This window comes from uncultured Zhongshania sp., from assembly GCF_963975605.1.
GTDB classification, from domain to species: Bacteria; Pseudomonadota; Gammaproteobacteria; order Pseudomonadales; family Spongiibacteraceae; genus Spongiibacter; species Spongiibacter aquimaris.
The window spans coordinates 24,791-40,869 of the sequence record NZ_CAXBHN010000019.1; the positions used below are offsets into that span (position 1 = coordinate 24,791).

Here is a 16,079-nt window from a genome sequence, read left to right on the forward strand (position 1 = left end):
AGCCTAGTTGAAATGTCAAATACTGTGTGCAATTTATTGGATGTTGGGATGTGAGGTCACGCGTGCTTCCCAATACGAATATTCTGCAGGATAAAGTGACTTTGCGGAATTGCCGGCAGCCGATCCATCTCAATTTTTAATACTTGTTCTGGCACGACGTACTCGCACCGATTGACGAAGACATCGACCGCCACTTTCATCTGCTCAATAGCGATCCATTCGCCGGTTTTGGTAGTGGTCCCCCCCGCCTTGAGGAATGAGAGTGAATGGGTTTCCATCCCAACTGCGAAATCGTTCGGGATCAAAGTCGTCGGGGCGATTCCAAATTCGCGCATCATGATTGGTGCCGTACAGGTCCAACAAGACTTTACGACCGGAAGGAAACGGATAACCCTTCCACTCGAATGACTTTTTCACTCTTGCTGCGACAAACGGAAAGAACGGATAGCATCGTCGGACTTCCTGCACGAAACACTGGAAGTCATCCGCCGAGCCCTGTGACAGCTGCTCTCGTAGCTCGGGATGCATGTGCAGGGCGTGGAGACAATGAACGACGTAGGCAGAAACCGCGACAGTTGGGCGCAAAATGTTATTCAATTCGACCGCGGCGATTTTGGAATCGAGCAAATTTCCATCCAGATCACGATGATTGGCAACAAGAAATGCCGCGCTGTCCACCGGCGGTCGATGAATTCGATGGCGGATTTGTTCGACAATTCCGCACAACCAAGCTTCATTGCGTTTGCGTGCGAGCCTTGCCCACCAATGCTTTGGTCCGATATTGGCTGCGTAGTCGAACAGTGCCACGAGTTCGCTGGTTCGTCGGGCGACATCTGAAGGTTCGAGCGGAATGCCGGCCCATTGGCAAACGGCCTCGGTTAGAATCTCTTGTGCTTGCCGGTACACTACGATTCGATCCAACGAAGTCCACTGAAGTAGACGACGATTCCAGATGTCGCTCGCCAACTGAGTCAGACCGCCAATTTTTTCTACTGTCAGTAGTGACATGAACATCATCTTTCGATGTCGATGGACATCACCATCCATCCCTTGCACGCCCCCGCGTCCGAACAGCGTCTTGGAAATTCGCGACGGAGCCACGCCAACGCGCGAAAAAAACGCGGTGTCGTAAAAGACCTTGGCGGCCTCTTCCCCTCGAATACAGGTCATCTTTTGTAGCAGTAGCCGTGTTTCGAAAGCATCCGATGCGTGTCGATTGCACTGATTGGAGATAAAGCGATAAGGATCCCGGCGGAGGGCCAGGGTGCTGTCGAACGATCCAGTGGTGGGAAACGGGTGCATGTCTTGCCTCCAATGTGGCGCCGTAGAACGAGTTTGTCAGGCTGTCTCAAAGAAGATCGCGGGATATGAGCAGCGTGATGTTTCAGTTGGCACTCATGTTATTGGTCAAAAAAAGAAATCGTTTCCTTCCTTGCGTTGTGAGCAGCGGATACGGTGTTTCTATTAGGATCGTCAAAGATTTTCCTTGCCATGCTAGGTTTCACGTTCCTCCTGAACATCCGTGTGGGCATCCCTCAAAATATCGATAGCACCGTAAAGTGCAATCCCAGCGACAGCAATTCCGACGAGCAAGTCAGGCCAATTGGAATCTGTCCAGATAACGATGATTCCTGCCAGAATGACCCCGCCATTGGAGACGAAATCGTTAATGCTGAAGGTCGTTGCAGCGCGGAGATTTACATCTTTGCTTTGCAACTTGTTAAGTAAATGGAGGGATAGGAAATTCACGACCGCTGCTACGGCAGCCATCGTCATCATCAACGCACCGATGGGTTCCGATCCTCCAAAATAGCGACGGATCGCATCCAGCACGACCCCTGCAGCGAAGATCAGCAGCATGATGCCGGAGAAACGCGCCGCACCGCGTTTCCAAGTGCGTGAGCGAGTCAAGGCGAGCAGGCTTAAACCATATACGATGGCGTCGGACGAATTGTCGAGCCCATTGGCTATAAGGGCATTAGAATTTCCGAAATAACCCGTCGTCAGGAATCCCACTGCGATAGCCACATTGAGCCAGAGCACGATCCACAACGTTCTGCGCTTTCCAGTCGAGCCGAGATCGAGATTGACATCACTCATGCTGCGATACCTCTTTAGCATTGATGTTATTAAGAGAAGAGCCTCTCAACATTCGATAGACCACGGGCAATAAAAATAACGATATCATGGGTGCAGTGAGCATTCCACCAACCATAGGCGCTGCAATTCGGCCCATAATTTCCGAACCGGTACCACTGCCTAAAAAGATTGGCATTAGGCCCGCAATAATCACCGTCACCGTCATCATCTTGGGGCGAATCCGCAATACTGCACCTTCCTGAATGGCATCGAGCAAATCCTGCTGGGTTGTTGTACGTGCCTCAATACGCCGCTGCCAGGCCTGCTTCAAGTAAAGCAACATAATCACGCCGAATTCGGCAGACACTCCAGCCAGTGCAATAAACCCGACGGCCGTTGCAACGGATAGCTCGTAGTCCATCAGGTATAACAACCAAATGCCACCGGTTAACGCAAAGGGCAAGGTGCCCATGATTAATAGGGCTTCATCCAAACGGGAAAAGGTCAGGAATAACAGCACCAGAACGATCAGAAGTGTTGCCGGGACTATCCATTGCAAACGAGCATTGGCGCGTTCCATAAATTCAAACTGGCCTGCGTAACTGATACTGGTGCCCGGCAGCAAAGTCACTTGCTGGTTAATAGTCAGCTGTAAATCCTTCACGGTTGAACCCAGGTCGCGGTCGCGCACATCAACGTATACCACGCTGGTGGGACGGGCGTTTTCGCTTTTGAGCATGCTGGGCCCATCGGTGACTTTGATGGCGGCAATTGTACCCAGTGTAATTTGGCTACCTACCGGAGTGATGATCGGCAGATTATGCAGCTTGCCAATGCTGTCACGCCAATCGCGTGGATAACGCAAGTTGATAGGAAATCGCGCACGGCCATCGATGATTTCACCAATGTTGTTACCACCGATCAAACTGCTCACCACCGATTGCGCTTGCGTGATGCTCAGACCATAACGCGCAAGTGCCGCCCGGTCGAACTGGATATCAAGGTAACGCCCACCACCCAAACGTTCGGCAACGGCCGAAGAGACCCCAGGGACGTCCTTCGCAACCTGCGCGATCGTTTGGGCTATCTGGTCGATATCCGCCAGCGATTGACCGGCAACTTTAACGCCGATGGGACTTTTGATCCCGGTGGCCAGCATATCGATACGGTTGCGGATGGGCGGAATCCAGATATTGGACAGCCCCGGTATTTTGACCCGTGCATCCAGTTCAGCCATGAGTTTTTCCGGGGTCACTCCGGCTCGCCATTGGTCGCGCGGCTTGAACTGGATAGTGGTTTCAAACATCTCCAGCGGGGCGGGATCGGTAGCGCTATTGCTGCGACCGGCCTTACCAAATACCCGTTCCACTTCCGGTATGGTTTTAATCAGCCGATCCGTTTGTTGCAGCAAACGGCTGGCCTGTTGGGCACTTAACCCCGGCAAGGCACTGGGCATATAGAGCAAATCGCCTTCATCCAGCGGTGGCAGGAATTCACTGCCCAGCTGGCTCAGTGGCCAAGCGGTGCTCAGTAATACCACCAGCGCAAAACCCAGTGTCGTTTTCGGATGGCGCAATACTCCGGTCAAGAGTGGACGATAACCCCGGATTAGCCAGCGATTGACGGGGTTTTGATGTTCTTCCGGAATCCGGCCGCGAATCCAGTAACCCATGAGCACCGGAATCAGTGTCACCGACAAACCAGCTGCTGCTGCCATCGCGTAAGTTTTGGTGAAGGCGAGTGGGCCAAAGAGCCGACCCTCCTGTGCTTCCAGCGTAAATACCGGAATAAACGAGAGGGTGACAATGAGCAGCGAGAAAAATAGCGCAGGCCCCACCTCGGCAGCCGCCTGGGTCAATACCTGCCAGCGTTTCTCACCGATTAGTTCCTGCTCGGGATGTTGTTGCTGCCATCGCTCCACATGTTTGTGGGCGTTTTCAATCATAACGATGGCTGCATCCACCATCGCCCCTATGGCGATGGCGATACCGCCGAGCGACATGATGTTGGCGTTGATACCTTGATAGCGCATCACCACAAAGGCGATTAATACCCCAAGTGGCAGGGCGACAATCGCTACCAACGCAGAGCGCCAATGCCAGAGGAATAAGGCGCAGACCAGTGCTACCACGAGAAACTCTTCCAGCAGCTTGTGAGTCAGGTTGGACACGGCGCGGTCAATCAACAAGCTGCGGTCATAGGTATCGATGATTTCAACCCCGGCAGGCAAACTGTGTTGAAGTTGCGCGAGTTTTTCCTTCACGGCGGCAATAGTGGCGCGAGCATTTCCGCCCGAGCGCATCACCACAATCCCGCCGGTGACTTCGCCTTCACCATCCAGTTCCGCAATACCCCGGCGCATTTCCGGCCCGAGTTGGATGTGGGCGACATCGGCCAGAGTAACGGGAATGTTATCCATCAACTTTAGCGGTATGGATTTGAAGTCATCCAACGTGCGCAAATACCCGCTGGCGCGGACCATCAGTTCGGCTTCACCCAGTTCAAGAACGCCGCCCCCGGTTTCCTGATTGGCCTGCTGCACAGCGGTAATCACCGCCTCATGGGACAGATTATGGGCTGCAAGCCGAAGCGGGTCGAGCACCACTTGGTATTGCTTGACCATACCGCCGACAGCGGCGACTTCAGCCACATCCGGCAAGGGTGCCAGTTCAAAACGCAAGAACCAATCCTGCAATGCCCGCAATTGCGCAATATCGTGCTGCCCCGATTTATCGACCAATGCGTATTGAAATATCCAGCCAACACCGGTGGCATCCGGCCCTAGTGCCGGTGTGACACTTGCCGGTAACTGCGCCTGCATTTGGCTCAAGAACTCCAGAACGCGGGAGCGCGCCCAGTAAAGATCGGTACCATCCTCAAACAAGACGTACACAAAACTATCGCCGTACATCGAATAACCGCGCACGGTTTTGGCACCGGGTACCGAGAGCATTTTGCTGGCCAAGGGGTAAGTCACCTGATTTTCTACCAGCTCGGGCGCTTGTCCCGGGAAACTGGTACGGATAATGACTTGCACATCCGAGAGGTCGGGCAAGGCATCAATCGGTGTTGTTTTGACCGCCCAAATGCCCCAGCCGGTGAGTAGCAGCGAGGCCAACAGCACTAATACCCGGTGGGCGACAGACCAATGAATCAAATGGCTAATCATGGTCGTGTCCTCCCGCTATTTCCGGCGTGATCCCCAAAAAGGAGGCTTCGGAACCCAACAGGAACTGGCCGCTGACTACTACCTCCTGATCTTCCTCCAAACCTTTGCGGATGAGGGTCTGGTTGCCCATCTCGTGGCCAGTGATAACCTCCACCGGGCGGAATTTGCCACCCGCTTCGGCCAGCATCACCAGTATCCGTTTTCCCGTGCGGATTACCGCCTCCGTGGGCACAAACAATCCGCTTTCATCGGTCCCGGATTGTAGGAGTACACGCCCACTGGTACCGGGTTTCAGGTGTCCTTTGGGGTTGTCGAGCAGGATACGAGCCGTCAATGTGCGGGAGCTGTCATTGAGCGAAGGCAACAGGTACTCCAGTGTGCCGGTCAGTGCCGGATCGCCGGAATTAGCCGAATGGAAAATAGCCTTATCACCTGGATGCAAACCTGTTGTTTGCGCTTCGGGAATGGCGGCATCCAGCCACAGGCTATCCAGATTGTTAATCTTTGCCAGCATAGCGCCACTGGCCAGCGCCATACCGGTTTTCACCTCCAGCATATCCACCACGCCAGCGATAGGTGACGTGATGGTTACCCGTGTCTCCGGCTGGCGGGTTTTTTCCACCTTTGCAATCAGGCTATCGGGCATCCCGAGTAATTGCAGGCGTGCGCGCAAGGTCGCCAACAAATGCGGGTTCTGTCCAATGGGTTGGGAGAGCAGCTCGTTTTGGGCATCCAGCCATTCGGGTATCTGGAATTCGGCAATCGGCTGACCGGCGCTGACGTTATCGCCCACCGCTAACGGCCAGGCTTTTTCCACAAAACCCGCCGCGCGCAATTGCACTACCGCCTGGTTACGCTGGTTAAATTGCAATTGCCCGACTACTTCCAGCTCATTGTGGATCGGTAGGCGCTGCACCTTGGCTTTGCGCATACCAAGGTTTTGCACCAGAGCTGCATCGACGGTAAGCCCCGGTTCTTGAGTTGATGGCGCCGCATATTTGGGTACCAGATCCATATCCATAAAAGGCGATGGACCCGGTTTGTCAAAATGCTGGTCCGGCACCATGGGGTCATACCAATAAAGCACCTTGGGTTCCTGTTTGGCCTCTTCAATAGCATTATTTTGAGGCGACGCTGTTGAGTTGAATTTATGCAGGTGCTGCCAACCAACACCTATCGCAATGCCAAGTACCAACGTGCTTAACCCAACGGCTGCAAGCAGGCGTACAGAGAGATTATTCATTCAGATGATTCCTGAGAGACGATAAAAAACGTCCCGCCTAAACGCCCGGTATCGTTACCGGTTCAAGCGAGGTGTAATCGTATTAACTCAGGAGGCGTTCGGAGGTCGCCAGATACTGGCGGGATTGAAGACAGCAAGGTTCAATGGACGAGTTTTAGTGTGTGCCGACAAGCTTGAAAGAGAGAAAAACGACGCGGGTGTATAGAGATATACCTGCACGGGTGTTTTACAGAGATGACAGGATTTAGCGGTTTCACAGGAATTTATAGCATCACCTTCATCTGCATCAGGGCAGCAAGGCATAGTTTCGCTACCACCGGATTCATCCATTACCATGGTCATTTCTTCAGGGCACGGCGACGCGGACAGCAGAATTTCTGCCGCGACTTGCAGAGGCATCACGAAGCTCAGAAGTAAGATAAAAAACAATGAATAACGGCGCATAGTGTCAGCATAGCTCAATGCAGGCGACAGAAAAATACGTCATCCAGGATTAGGGGGGTAAGCCCTCAAAACTCACTCCCCCCGAGTCTATTGATCGTTGACAGAGATTTTTCCCCGTTTCAACCGCAGGGCATTTCCAATCACCGATGCAGAGCTGAGGCTCATTGCCAGTGCTGCGATCATTGGCGACAACAACCAGCCCGTCCAGGGAAAAAGTATTCCGGCAGCAATTGGAATTCCCAAACCGTTGTACAAGAATGCAAACATCAGGTTTTGTTTCATATTGGCCACGGTGGCTTCCGATAAAAACCGCGCGACCGCAATACCGCGTAAATCGCCTTTCACCAATGTAACTTGTGCGCTGTTCATCGCTACGTCAGTACCGGTGCCCATGGCAATACCCACATCGGCTTTGGCCAGAGCGGGTGCATCATTGATTCCATCGCCCGCCATGGCAACAACCTTGCCCTCGGCTTGCAAGCGTTCAACCAAACGCAATTTATCCTCTGGTTTCACTTCACCGTGGACTTCATCGATACCCAGGCGCGCCGCCACGGCTTTGGCTGTAGTGAGGCCATCGCCCGTCGCCATAATAATGCGTAAACCAGCGGCTTTTAGTGTCGCCAAGGCTTCCGGTGTACTGGCCTTGACGGGGTCAGACACCGCCAACAGACCCGCGAGCTGCCCATCCACTGCCAGGTACATAACACTGGCACCCTCACTGCGTAAGGTTTCGGCTTCGGGCACCAGCGGTGCAACAACGACACCCTGTTGCTCCATTAGCACCGTGTTTCCCAGCGCCAGCTTGCGCCCCGAAACGGTTCCATACACTCCGATGCCAGAACCCGATTCAAATTGTTCGACTTTTTCCAATGCGAGATTGCGCTCGCGCGCCGCGCGGACAATGGCATCGGCCAGCGGATGTTCGCTTCCCTGATCAAGGCTTGCGGCAAGGCGCAACACATCGTCTTCATTAAATCCTTGAGCCGGTACCGCACGATCAAATGCAGGTCGTCCTTCAGTCAAGGTTCCCGTCTTATCGATAATGAGGGTATCTATCTTGCGAAAGTTCTCGATGGCGGCGGCGTCCCGAAACAGCACACCCTGTGTGGCACCACGCCCGGTGGCCACCATGATTGACATAGGTGTCGCCAGTCCTAACGCGCAAGGGCAAGCAATAATCAGTACCGCTACCGCATTAATTAAACCGAATACCCAACGCGGTTCAGGGCCGAACAGTCCCCAGGCAAAAAAGGTCAGCACGGCAATCGCGACTACAGCAACGACAAAATAACCGGCGACGGAATCCGCCATGCGTTGCATCGGTGCTTTGGATCGCTGCGCTTGCGCCACCATCTGAACAATCTGCGCCAACATGGTCGCCGACCCCACGCGCTCAGATTCAATGGTGAGTGCACCATTGGTATTCATTGTCGCTCCAATGACTTTATCACCCGCGCGTTTCATCACCGGCAGCGGCTCGCCGGTCAGCATGGACTCATCCACAGCGCTACTACCTTCCACCACAACACCATCCACCGGTACTTTTTCGCCGGGGCGAACACGCAACTTGTCCCCCACATGAACATGCGCCAGTGGCACATCCTCTTCACTGTTATCATCGCGAATACGTCGGGCTGTTTTTGGTGCTAATCCCAGCAAGGATTTGATCGCCGCTGAGGTCTGTGAGCGCGCTTTTAATTCCAACAGCTGCCCCAGCAGCGTCAATGAAATAATAACGGCTGCTGCCTCGAAATAAACGGAGACTCTTCCCATGGATACGAAGGAATCAGGGAATACGTTAGGAGACAATGTTGCCACTAGACTGTAAACAAACGCAGCGCCTGTACCTAAGCTAATTAAGGTCCACATGTTGGGGCTGCGATTCATGATTGACTGCCAGCCACGCAGAAAAAAAGGTGTTCCAGCCCATAAGACGATGGGTAACGTCAGGAACAGTTCAATCCAGGTTTGGATGGACGCATCAAATAAGTGAAGCTGATGACCAAACATGGCCAGAACAGTTACAACTATTGTCAGCGGCAATGTCCACCAAAAGCGGCGAGTGAAATCACGCAACTCCGGATTTTCGTCTTCATCGAGTTTGGGCAACAGTGGTTCCAGTGCCATTCCACATTTTGGGCAGATCCCGGGATGATCCTGGCGAATCTCCGGGTGCATTGGGCAGGTGTAAACCGCGCCCGGACCGGATATCGCCGGTGCAGGATCAACATGATCGACTTGATCTGGCAGCACCAGATATTTGCCGGGTTCGGCTTTGAACTTTGCCTTGCAGCTCGCGCTACAGAAATAATAGGTTTTGGCCTGATGATCGACGTGATGGACTGATACTGGAGTGACCACCATACCGCAAACCGGATCTTTCAGCGTTCCAAGGTTCGTCGATTGTTCAGTGTGCGAATGCGTGTGTATGTGTTCCATCAGTAAACCTCTTAGCGGTTGATCTACTCAGTAACCTTACCGGTTACTGATATTGCCTGTTTGAGATATATCAAGCCCAGACCCTATTTTTCAGTGTAGCTCAGTGGTGGCTCGTTCAGCCGCCGCGCGCGCCGTCAGGATCTGGTATTGCTCTGGAGTCAGGGTCGGTAATTTCTGGATAAACGCCACCATCGCCCAAATCCGTTGGTCATCATGGGTTGGCCCCCAGGCGGGCATACCACTGGCCTTGATGCCGTGCTTGATGATCCAGAATTGGCGCTGTGTGCTGCCAGTGTCTCCAGCATCGTGGGCATGCTCGTGATCATCCGGTGCCAGAGACAAATTGGGTGGACTGGGATAAAGCCCGATGCTCATATCACTGCTGTTGGTACCCGGTTTGAGATGGCATTGGGCGCACATGTCGTTGTAATCCGGGCCACCGCTCAGCAAAAGTTCCGGGCTGGAAAGATCCGGTACCTGAATATCTGCCGAGGCACGGGATATTGATCGCTCGCGCACCGTTTCCAACAACGAATAAGTGATCCGGTTGTGCGGCACATCGGCACCCATGGGATAAATGCCGGTATAGATAAATGCAGCTCCCGCCAGAAGTGCGGCTGTGCTCATCAGTAATAACCATTTGACCAGTTTCATAGCCTATTCTCCTCAATATACAGAGAGGCGATTAATGCCGCCCCCCTGCAAAACAGCCTTAGTGGGAACCATGACCTTCATGGCTTTCACTGGAGCTGACCTTTTGGTCGTCCATTCCTTTCATATCACCATGATCCATCCCCTGATGTTGCTCACCTTCTTTTTTCTCGGCCGGTGCAGCACTGCATTTTTTCATCAGAGCTTGCATCACCGGATCATTCATATCCATCTTGGAGTGATCCATTTTTTTCATCGCGTCACAATCGGGTGTTTCCGCTGTTTTGGCATGCTCTGCGGGATCATGGGCAAAACTCGGAGCTACCATCAGTACACTGGATAAGATCAAAGCAGAGTTAAGTAAAAACGTTTTCATCGTATATTCCTCAGTAATTAATATTGGTTAACACTGGAATTAAAACCAGGCGCGAACACCGGCGACCCATTGGGTATCGCTGGTAGACTCGCCATGTTCACGCACAAAATCGGCGGTATTGCCGAAGCTTTTCGTCCAATTCACGCCGATATAGGGTGCAAACTCGCGGCGAATTTCATAACGCAGCCGCAGGCCAGCTTGGGCATCGGATAACCCTGAACCCGTCAGGCGATGCATATCGTTTTGGCCATAAAAGTTCACCGATGCTTCAGGTGATAAAACCACTTTTTGGGTAAGCATCCATTCGTATTCCGCCGATAGACGCGCGGCGGTATCGCCTGAATCGCCGATAAACAACGCCGCATCGATTTCAAAGTAATACGGCGCTAATCCCTGGATACCGATCACACCCCATTCACGCTCCGGTGTGGGTTTCAGGTCTTGCCGCACGCCTACCTGGATATCCCAGAACGGGGCGATGGCACGGCTGTACAGCGCTTGGATCTCGGCTTCCTCCGTTTCACCATCCACACGCTCCACATCGGTTTTGATCCAGAGTTTATGCAGGTCTTTACCAATCCAGCCCTGGGCTTCGAGCACATACGGGTCGGCCTCGTCATCGCCATCGCGCCACTCGAATTGGTCAATCATCACCCGCGTCAGCAAGGGGTCATCACCCTCATGGGCAATCGCGGGCAGACTGGATAACGCGGTCGCCAGTGTCAGAGTCAGTTTTTTAGATAGGTTTTTCATTGGCGTTTCTCCTAAACAACCCTGACTTCACGCATCATGCCGGGCATGTGGTAAAGCAAATGGCAGTGATAGGCCCAGCGGCCCTTGGCATCGGCAGTCACGAGGTAACTGATGCGCGAGCCGGGCTGGACAATGATGGTGTGCTTGCGAGGGATGTAATTGGGATCACCGGTTTCCAATTCGCTCCACATACCGTGTAAATGGATGGGGTGCGTCATCATGGTGTCATTGACCAGGATGATGCGCACACGCTCGCCAAAGCTCAGTTCCAGCGGCTTGGCGTCGGCAAAATTGAGGCCATTGATCGACCACATGTAGCGGCGCATATTACCGGTCAGATGTAGCTCAATTTCCCGTGAGGGCTCACGTTTGTCGTAGGTGGGATGCAGGCCGCGAATATCCGCGTAGGTCAATACGCGGCGACCGTATAGCTTCATGTGGTCACGCAGGCCAATACCCGGATCGGTCAAACCGCTTTGCGGGGCATCGGAATGGCTATCCACATGGGGGCCGAATTCCGTATCGACATGATTGATCTTGGCGAGTGGATCGAAGTTGCTACCAAAACCCGCTTTGGCCAACCGCGATTTGCCGGTGTGCTGGCTGTGATCCATGGTTTTCATTGCCGACATATCGTGCCCGCTATGATCCATCGCGCTCATGTCATGGCCGGAATGATCCATAGCTTCCATTGCTGGCTTTGCCTGTTCACTATGGTCCATACCCGGCATCCCACCCGACATATCATGACCACTATGATCCATACCGGACATATCCATCCCCATTTCGCGGTGACCCAACGTGGGAGCTGGATCCATCGCCGGTATTTCGGCACGCAACGCAATATCCGTCGTCAGGGTGCCACGGGCATACCCGGTACGGTCATTACTTTGGGCAAAGATGGTGTAGGCGCTATCGCCAGCGGGTTCCACTATCACGTCGTAGGTTTCCGCCACCCCGATGCGAAATTCATCGACCACTATCGGCTGGATATTCTGGCCATCAGCGGCAACCACTGTCATTTTCAATCCCGGAATCCGCACATCGAAAATGCCCATCGCCGCGCCGTTAATAAAACGCAGGCGCACTTTCTCGCCGGGTTTGCAAAGTCCCAACCAGCCTTGATCTGGCGTAACACCGTTCATCAGATAGGTGTAGGTATAACCGGTCACATCCGAGATATCGGTTTCGCTCATGCGCATCTGGTTCCACATGGCGCGCTCGTTCCAGGTGGCTGATAACCCCTTGGTTTTGAGGTCACGCACCAGATCGCCGACCGTCCGCTCGCGGAAGTTGTAGTAGTGGCTCATCTTTTTCAAAGTGCCATAAACCTTTTCCGGCGCGGTGTCCGTCCAGTCCGACAGCAGCACAACCATATCCCGGTCATAGGCAACCGGATCAGGATCTTTGGGATCGATGACGATGGCGCCCATTAATCCAGTCTGCTCCTGAAAACCGGAGTGGCTGTGATACCAATAGGTACCGCTTTGCTGGACATCGAACTCGTAAACGAAGGTCTCGCCCGGTTTAATACCGTCGAAACTCATGCCCGGCACCCCATCCATTTCCGAAGGCAGAATGATGCCGTGCCAGTGGATGGAGGTGTCGTGGTCGAGCGTATTGGTCACTTTTAATTTAACTCGCTCACCTTCTTTCCAGCGCAGGATGGGCGCAGGCAAGCCCTGGTTAACGGTGGTGGCGATCCGTTGTTTGCCGGTGAAGTTGACCTTCTGAAAACCAATCGAGAGATCGAACTGGTTTCCCGTCAGAGTTTGCGGGCCATTGGTTGGCCGGGGTGTGTCCGCAAATACCTGACCGGATAATGGCAATACGCTCAGGGCAGCCAAAGAGGAAGCGCCGAGTACAAAGCGACGCCGGGACTGGTCGGGTGGCAACACATCAGGTACCACCGGATAGCGATCCATTGCTGTAATCAATTCCATTGTTGTGCGTATCCCCGCTGTGCGGGTATCGGGAATTTTCATGCCCATTCTCCTTAGAAAGTTTGCGTCAAACTGGTGATGCGAAGGTACACCTCACTGCTGCCATCGCTTTTAAGCAAGAGCACATCGTAGGGTGTGAATCGTTCGCCCATCTCCATGCCTGGGCTACCTACCGGCATACCAGGAACGGCCAAGCCTATGGCCCCTTGAGGCTTTTCGGCGAGGAAACGGGTAATGAGCTGCGCTGGAATATGTCCCTCAAATACATACCCCTCAGGGGAGACAGCGGTATGGCAGGACTGGTATTGGGGACTGATCTGGTAGCGGTTTTTGATCACATTCAGATCATCGGGATGATGGATAGTGGATTTCAACCCATGGGATTGCAGGTGGGAAATCCATTCTTCACAACAGCCGCAAGTCGGGCTTTTGTATACCGCTAACTGAACGGGTTTATCGGCAGCCGCAGCTGGCGATGGGATGGATGAGGCGTATGCGGTGTGGCTTATCAATAAAAACGAAATCGCCAAGCTACCGATAGCGCCCATAAAATGTTGGGAAACCATAAAAGCTCCAAAACAACGCGAGGTTGTTTAAACCATCAACAGAGGGAGCTACTTTCGCTCCCGCGAATACAATTTGTTGACTGATACGCCAAATTACAGGCGTAACTGTCCTGTATCAGCAGGAAATGGGGGGACGATAGAGGGAGGAAACGGGCGAGCTGGGGATGTGCTGGTAATACCAATTGGTATTCACTGAAGAATCCGATAATACGGCAAAAGCCAGGCTATAACCCAATGCGGGCGCTGAACAGCTACTGGAGGAGCAATGCCCCATGGTTTTGCAGCAGTCGTGGGTGGTTTTCATATCCATCGTTTTGTCTTGAGTATCCATGTGGCTCATATCGTGATGCATACCCATCATTGAATGATCCATGGACGCCATGTCATGGGTTACAGGCGCAACATCCATGAACTGGCATGGCATAGCCACGACTGCTAACGATTGGCCCAGGAAGACCAAGGTGAGCAGCGCGATTAACCACACAGAACGGCGATGTTTAATGACCATAGGAATGAACATATCGAAAAAACGTCATAGTAGCATAATCCAAGACGTTGATTAGCGTCCACCTTAATAACAGCTGCTAGCGATTCATCAGTAATGGTTTTGCGGACAGGGCTCACTCCTTTAGAGCTGCTCAGTTGCGCTGGCCTGTACCAGTTTTTGCCCAATTTTGATGAAAATACGGCTTAACATTAGATAACCTACCATTATTGAATGCTAGCAATTGAAATGTTTGTACGTTGATGCAATTCGTAATAGTATGTATATACATGGTATGTAATACAGTACGAAATACATCGAGAGGCGAATTATGGCAAGAGGCGGCATCAACAAGGCGTTGGTATCCACAGCGCACAAAACCCTCATCAGCCGGGGCGAAAACCCTTCCATCGATGCGATCCGTGTAGAGCTTGGCAATACCGGCTCCAGGTCGACTATCCATCGATATCTACGCGAAATTGAAGAGGAGGCTTCGGCTCGCCTGGATGACGAGACTTTGATTAGTCAGCCGATAAAGGAGCTCGTCGGGCGCCTGGCGTCAGTACTGAAGCAGGAAGCACAATCCAAAATTGATGAAAGTCATACCAAGCATCAGGATCACGTGCAGTCACTTACACACCGAATTCAAGCACTCGAAGCTTCTCTCACCAATGTCAATAAAGCGCTCGCAGAAAATGCACATGAGTTACAGAACGCACTAGCGGATCTTGAGAAAAGCAAGGCTTCAGAAGGCGCGCTGAAGGTAAAAGACGCCAAAGCCATCCAAACCGAAGAAAAACTTCGGGAGCTTTTAGCTGAAAAACAAACCCAAGTCGAATCGCTGGAAGAGAAACATCGCCATAGCCGAGATGCAATGGAGCACTATCGGCAGTCGGTAAAAGAGCAGCGAGACCAGGATCAACGAAAGCATGAGCAACAAGTACAGCAATTTCAGGCCGAAATGCGCGTTCTGAATCAAACTCTTTCGGTTAAGCAGTCCGAGATTACGCAGTTAAACAAAGACAATGGGCGACTGTCGGCCGAGCTTGGTGCCGTGCAGAAAACAGCTGCAAAACTGGAAGCCGAGCAGCACAAACTGACAATGCACTTGGATTCCAAAACGGGAGAAGCTGACTCACTTAAAACTCAACTCTCCGGGCTCACGGCTCAAGTGGAGCAGTTCAATAAACTTAAGAAACTGAATGAAGAGCTGCAAGCTTGGAAGGCGGAAGCGTCGGTATCGATTGGCAAGCTGGAAGCAGAAATTTCAATCAAGACGGACATGATGGATCGTTTGTTGGAGGAGAAAGCGATATCGAGGTTGTAACTGAATGATCGACAATCCAGTGGGACGGTACTTCCACCGGCGGAGTAAGTACCGGCAATAACACTTCATCGAGGGCTAAACATGACATCAAGTTTCACTAGGAAAATTGCCCTATACGAAACCGCTGAGATTGTAAAAGCTCGGGAAGCAAGGTTCCATCGGGATTCCCAGAACGAGTTTAAACATCTGGAGCGAGCGCATATTCTCGGACAGGAGTCTACGTATTGGCATACCAGAGTCCACTTCCTGATGTTGCTATACGCCCTGAGAAATCAAAAGTCACGGGAAGTTCTTGGGCAGATTTTTAGGCTGATAGGGGCCGCTACGAAGACAGTCTTTGGATTAGTTCCACGGGGAAACACCGGTGGGGCCAATGTTAGCCCCTTTAAAGAAATGCCAATTCCTGCTGACTTAGCAGTTTTGATCGAGAAAGCTAAATCCGCCTCCTAAAGCCTAAATACGGCGGTCCGTTTGAAAAAACCTAACACCTTACGAAACATGTGAAGGCTTCGCTCAGGCAAAAACTCATGCTCATTGGCGGTAGCGATGGGAATGAATTGGTATCGGAAAATTAGCGGTTTTACCCAAAGCTAACCCATATT

Annotated in this window: 14 protein-coding genes; 2 read left to right on the plus strand and 12 right to left on the minus strand. The window is 52.4% G+C overall.

Going from position 1 to position 16,079, the window contains the following annotated elements; all coding sequences use genetic code 11:
- Nucleotides 1–204: 204 nt before the first annotated feature.
- From AAC007_RS13965 to AAC007_RS14020, 12 genes are all read right to left on the minus strand, one after another.
- The gene (locus AAC007_RS13965) at nt 205–1,302 is read right to left on the minus strand and encodes a cytochrome P450 (RefSeq protein ID WP_339677596.1); all 1,098 of its coding nucleotides are present in this window, start codon (nt 1,300–1,302) and stop codon (nt 205–207) included.
- A gap of 192 nt (nt 1,303–1,494) precedes the next feature.
- Nucleotides 1,495–2,100: a cation diffusion facilitator family transporter gene (locus AAC007_RS13970; RefSeq protein WP_339677598.1), complete on the minus strand. Its 606-nt coding sequence runs from the start codon at nt 2,098–2,100 to the stop codon at nt 1,495–1,497.
- Nucleotides 2,093–5,248, minus strand: a complete 3,156-nt coding sequence (locus tag AAC007_RS13975; protein WP_339677600.1) for an efflux RND transporter permease subunit — start codon at nt 5,246–5,248, stop codon at nt 2,093–2,095. Before AAC007_RS13975 ends, AAC007_RS13970 begins: the two co-directional genes overlap by 8 nt.
- A complete protein-coding gene (locus AAC007_RS13980; RefSeq protein ID WP_339677602.1) occupies nt 5,241–6,491 on the minus strand; it encodes an efflux RND transporter periplasmic adaptor subunit in 1,251 nt (416 codons plus the stop codon). The genes AAC007_RS13975 and AAC007_RS13980 overlap by 8 nt, the downstream gene beginning before the upstream one ends.
- 87 nt (nt 6,492–6,578) lie before the next feature.
- The gene (locus tag AAC007_RS13985; RefSeq protein ID WP_339677603.1) at nt 6,579–6,890 is read right to left on the minus strand and encodes a hypothetical protein; all 312 of its coding nucleotides are present in this window, start codon (nt 6,888–6,890) and stop codon (nt 6,579–6,581) included.
- A 132-nt stretch (nt 6,891–7,022) separates the two neighbouring features.
- Nucleotides 7,023–9,302 carry a heavy metal translocating P-type ATPase gene (locus tag AAC007_RS13990; RefSeq protein ID WP_232283117.1) on the minus strand — a complete coding sequence of 760 codons (2,280 nt, stop codon included), beginning with the start codon at nt 9,300–9,302 and terminating at the stop codon, nt 7,023–7,025.
- Nucleotides 9,303–9,467: 165 nt separating this feature from the next.
- Entirely contained in the window at nt 9,468–10,031 is a 564-nt protein-coding gene (locus AAC007_RS13995; protein ID WP_007645378.1) for a cytochrome c, read from the minus strand.
- Nucleotides 10,032–10,089: 58 nt separating this feature from the next.
- Nucleotides 10,090–10,404: a hypothetical protein gene (locus AAC007_RS14000; RefSeq protein ID WP_040393421.1), complete on the minus strand. Its 315-nt coding sequence runs from the start codon at nt 10,402–10,404 to the stop codon at nt 10,090–10,092.
- A 39-nt stretch (nt 10,405–10,443) separates the two neighbouring features.
- Entirely contained in the window at nt 10,444–11,157 is a 714-nt protein-coding gene (locus AAC007_RS14005) for a copper resistance protein B (RefSeq protein WP_007645375.1), read from the minus strand.
- 11 nt (nt 11,158–11,168) lie between these two features.
- Nucleotides 11,169–13,082 (minus strand): copper resistance system multicopper oxidase, encoded by a 1,914-nt coding sequence (locus AAC007_RS14010; protein WP_050977129.1) that lies wholly within the window; start codon nt 13,080–13,082, stop codon nt 11,169–11,171.
- Between the two features lie 71 nt (nt 13,083–13,153).
- Nucleotides 13,154–13,666: a DUF411 domain-containing protein gene (locus AAC007_RS14015; protein WP_339677609.1), complete on the minus strand. Its 513-nt coding sequence runs from the start codon at nt 13,664–13,666 to the stop codon at nt 13,154–13,156.
- 115 nt (nt 13,667–13,781) lie between these two features.
- On the minus strand, nt 13,782–14,174 hold the full coding sequence (locus tag AAC007_RS14020; RefSeq protein ID WP_339677610.1) for a hypothetical protein: 393 nt from the start codon (nt 14,172–14,174) through the stop codon (nt 13,782–13,784).
- A 307-nt stretch (nt 14,175–14,481) separates the two neighbouring features.
- On the opposite strand from AAC007_RS14020, the gene AAC007_RS14025 reads away from it, so the two are divergent.
- Both AAC007_RS14025 and AAC007_RS14030 read left to right on the plus strand, forming a co-directional pair.
- On the plus strand, nt 14,482–15,477 hold the full coding sequence (locus AAC007_RS14025; protein ID WP_339677611.1) for a DNA-binding protein: 996 nt from the start codon (nt 14,482–14,484) through the stop codon (nt 15,475–15,477).
- 81 nt (nt 15,478–15,558) lie between these two features.
- Nucleotides 15,559–15,927 (plus strand): DUF3703 domain-containing protein, encoded by a 369-nt coding sequence (locus tag AAC007_RS14030; RefSeq protein WP_339677613.1) that lies wholly within the window; start codon nt 15,559–15,561, stop codon nt 15,925–15,927.
- The last annotated feature ends 152 nt before the right edge of the window (nt 15,928–16,079 follow it).